Source organism: Rickettsiales bacterium (genome assembly GCA_029252805.1).
Lineage (GTDB): Bacteria > Pseudomonadota > Alphaproteobacteria > Rickettsiales > JALZUV01 > JALZUV01.
In genome coordinates this window covers 1-3,195 of sequence record JAQXAR010000031.1, presented here as the reverse complement: position 1 = coordinate 3,195, position 3,195 = coordinate 1, and the positions used below count along the sequence as shown (strand labels likewise).

General features: G+C 46.6%; 4 protein-coding genes. 3 read left to right on the top strand and 1 reads right to left on the bottom strand.

What is annotated here, in order from left to right; genetic code table 11:
• On the top strand, window positions 1-104 hold a 104-nt coding region (locus tag P8P30_06785; GenBank protein ID MDG1287256.1), incomplete at its 5' end, for an IS1595 family transposase.
• 37 nt (window positions 105-141) lie between these two features.
• Here P8P30_06785 and P8P30_06780 read toward each other — a convergent pair.
• Entirely contained in the window at window positions 142-549 is a 408-nt protein-coding gene (locus P8P30_06780) for a peptidoglycan-binding domain-containing protein (protein MDG1287255.1), read from the bottom strand.
• 141 nt (window positions 550-690) lie between these two features.
• Here P8P30_06780 and radA point away from each other — a divergent pair, with 141 nt between their 5' ends.
• Window positions 691-2,040 carry a DNA repair protein RadA gene (gene radA, locus P8P30_06775; GenBank protein MDG1287254.1) on the top strand — a complete coding sequence of 450 codons (1,350 nt, stop codon included), beginning with the start codon at window positions 691-693 and terminating at the stop codon, window positions 2,038-2,040.
• Between the two features lie 89 nt (window positions 2,041-2,129).
• A complete protein-coding gene (locus P8P30_06770; GenBank protein ID MDG1287253.1) occupies window positions 2,130-2,816 on the top strand; it encodes a CvpA family protein in 687 nt (228 codons plus the stop codon).
• Window positions 2,817-3,195: the final 379 nt, after the last annotated feature.

Genomic DNA, 3,195 nt, shown 5'->3' with positions numbered 1-3,195 from the left:
AGCATTTTAATCTGTTCTTGAAAGAATGTGAGTGGAGGTTTAATATGGGCACACCAAGTGACTTACTGGCAGACCTGAAAAAGTTGCTCAAAGAATATTATTAGGTGTCAGCCCCATATAGAATTATCAGCATCTTCTTATTTAATTCGCATAATATCCCGGCAAAGAATTATAATACACTGTTCTGTAATGATTAATCGGCATAATATGCTGCGTCCCAGTATAATAGTTCAAGGCTGTCGCTGTTTCTGCGCCAAAAATTGCATCTGCTTTCAGTCCGTAATCTTTCTGGAAGCGCTTGATTGCTTCACGCATTTCAGGGCGCATCGCACCATTGACTAAGTAGGTTGGATAATAACCAATCACCGCTAAACGCTCTTGTACATTGAGAATATTTCCCTGCAGGTCACTATTCGTTACCAGCGGATTCTCTTTCTCACCGTCATATTCAGCAATATCTTCTATTGTTACATCAGCCCCCGCAAAAGCAGCGCTTCCGAACCACATTGAGGCTAAAGCTATCAACGTTATTTTTCCTAAAACTTTCATCTCGAACCCTTAAAAGTTAATCATCTCATCTAAAATATCAGATAATTATAAAGTAAAAGTTAATATATTAGGAACTACTTACATTTATTAGGAACTCAATTCCCTCTATACTCACCCGCCCTCTTACGTTAAAAAGAATTCATGGCAAAACCAGCTCTCACTTACCATTGTAATGCATGTAGCAACACCACCTCCAAATGGGCTGGTAAATGCGAGGCATGCGGCGGATGGAATACGATTGACCAGAAAGAAACCGCTGGAAGCGCGCCAAAAGGCCTAAGCAAAGGCAAGGGGCGCCGCTTAGAACTCGTCGCCTTAGATGGCAAACAAGCAGAAACTCCGCGCCAAGCCATCGGCATTCACGAACTAGATCGCGTGCTCGGTGGCGGAATCGTTTCAGGCTCTGCGGTACTCATTGGCGGCGACCCTGGCATCGGTAAATCGACGCTACTCTTACAAGTGGCCGCTAAGATTGCTTCAAACAACTTACGTTGCTTCTACTTCTCTGGTGAGGAATCAACTGGACAGATCCAGCTACGCGCCAAACGGCTTGGGCTAGAGCAAAGCAAGGTCACCCTCGCTACCGCCACTTCTGTACGCGACATTATCCATACGCTCGAAAAAGATACACCGGACTTGGTGATCATTGACTCCATTCAAACCATGTATGTCGATAACATTGACGCCGCGCCTGGCACGGTTACACAAGTTCGCTCCTGCTCTAACGAGCTTATCCGTTTTGCCAAACAACATAATTGCGCTGTCTTTCTTGTGGGACATGTCACGAAAGATGGTCAAATTGCAGGCCCGCGCGTATTAGAGCATATGGTCGATACCGTTCTGTATTTTGAAGGCGAACGTGGCCATGAATTCCGTATTTTACGCGCCGTTAAAAACCGCTTCGGGGGTACGGACGAAATTGGCGTATTCGAAATGCGTGATACGGGCTTAAGCGAAGTTGCGAATCCTTCCGCCCTTTTCTTAAATGAACGCGACCAACCGGTAAGCGGCACTGCAATCTTTGCCGGCATGGAAGGCTCGCGCCCTTTGCTGGTCGAAATTCAAGCCTTACTCGCCCCTACTCCCATGGCCAATCCGCGGCGTGCTGTGGTTGGCTGGGATAGCGGAAGGCTCGCCATGCTGCTCGCGGTGCTCGAAACGCGCTGCGGCATCGCCCTACATGATAAGGAGGTGTATTTGAGCGTTGCAGGAGGCTTACGCGTCAGCGAGCCCGCCGCTGATTTAGCCGTTGCCGCCGCCTTACTCTCTGCCCTCACAGACATCCCCACTCCCGAAGGCGCCATCTATTTTGGCGAAGTCGGCCTATCCGGCGAGATCCGCAAAGTGAGTCGCGCTCCCGCACGGACCAAAGAAGCTGAGAAACTCGGCTTCAAAAAAGCCTATATGCCCAAGTCAGAGCAGAAATCGGGATTACAATGCACAAGCATTTCCCACTTGGCTGACCTTAACCCCCTTTTCTCAATCACCTAATACGTCACCCTCATATATTCTGCCTGTGAGAAAGCCGCTCCTTATTTTTGCAGTGGAATTCACAACTGAAACTGTCTAAGACAGAGACTATGATTGAAGCTCAATTTAACATGTTTGATGCAGCGGTACTGATTGTTATGCTGCTTTCCACCATGCTCGCTTTCTTTCGCGGCTTTGTGCGCGAATTCCTTTCACTCGGTGCATGGGTGGGTGCGGGTGCGATTACCGTCTATCTGTTTGATGATGTCGCTGAATGGATCAAACCCCATACTAAACAAGACATGGTGGCCTACTTGATTGGCGGCGTAGGCACGTATATTGTCGCCTTACTCAGCTTCTCCATCGTGAATTCGACGATTATTCGCTATGTCAAATCAGCCGAAGAAATCGGCATGTTCGATAATTTCCTCGGCATGATGTTCGGATTGCTGCGTGGTGGATTTATCATCTCATTAGGCTATCTCGTGCTCTCACTTGTGATTGATAACGAAAATCCACCGCTTTGGGTGAAACAGGCTATGACCCAACCTTACGCGCAAAAAGGCGCCATCATGCTCGCCAATGTGGCTCCGGGTTATTTAGAAGATATTTCGAGCCTCGGCGAAAAACTTGAAGCGCAAACCAAAACCGTCGGTAACAGTGACGACGACAGTGACAGTGACGGCGAAGTAAATCTTCTCGAAGCGGGTAGCAACTTGCTCAAAATGAATCAGGATAAAGGCTACTCCGACAATGAACGCCAGCTCCTCGAACAGATCATGAAGTCTCGCGAGTAAACCCGTCAACCACCAAATTTTAGACAAAAGAAAACCCCACTTGAATCTAAAGTGATTCTCGTGAGGTCTCTACGCAACTTGGCCTTCAATACTTAGGACAAAAAATCCCTAAGCATCCTTTCCCTTGGTTGCATTTGCATCTTCCGGGTGGTGGTGGTGGTGGTGGTTTTACCACAAACCCTACTTTCAAGAAGAACGAGGAGATGAATAACAAAATAATTTTTCGCATGATAGTAGATTTTAAGTTACGAAATAATTTATAAAGGGGCTGACACCTAACATTTAAATTGTTAGGAGTTATTGATGTATATAAAGCATTGTAAGTTATCGAGAAATAAGCAGTTAGAGTTGATAAAATATTTCATTGCGGGTTCTACGG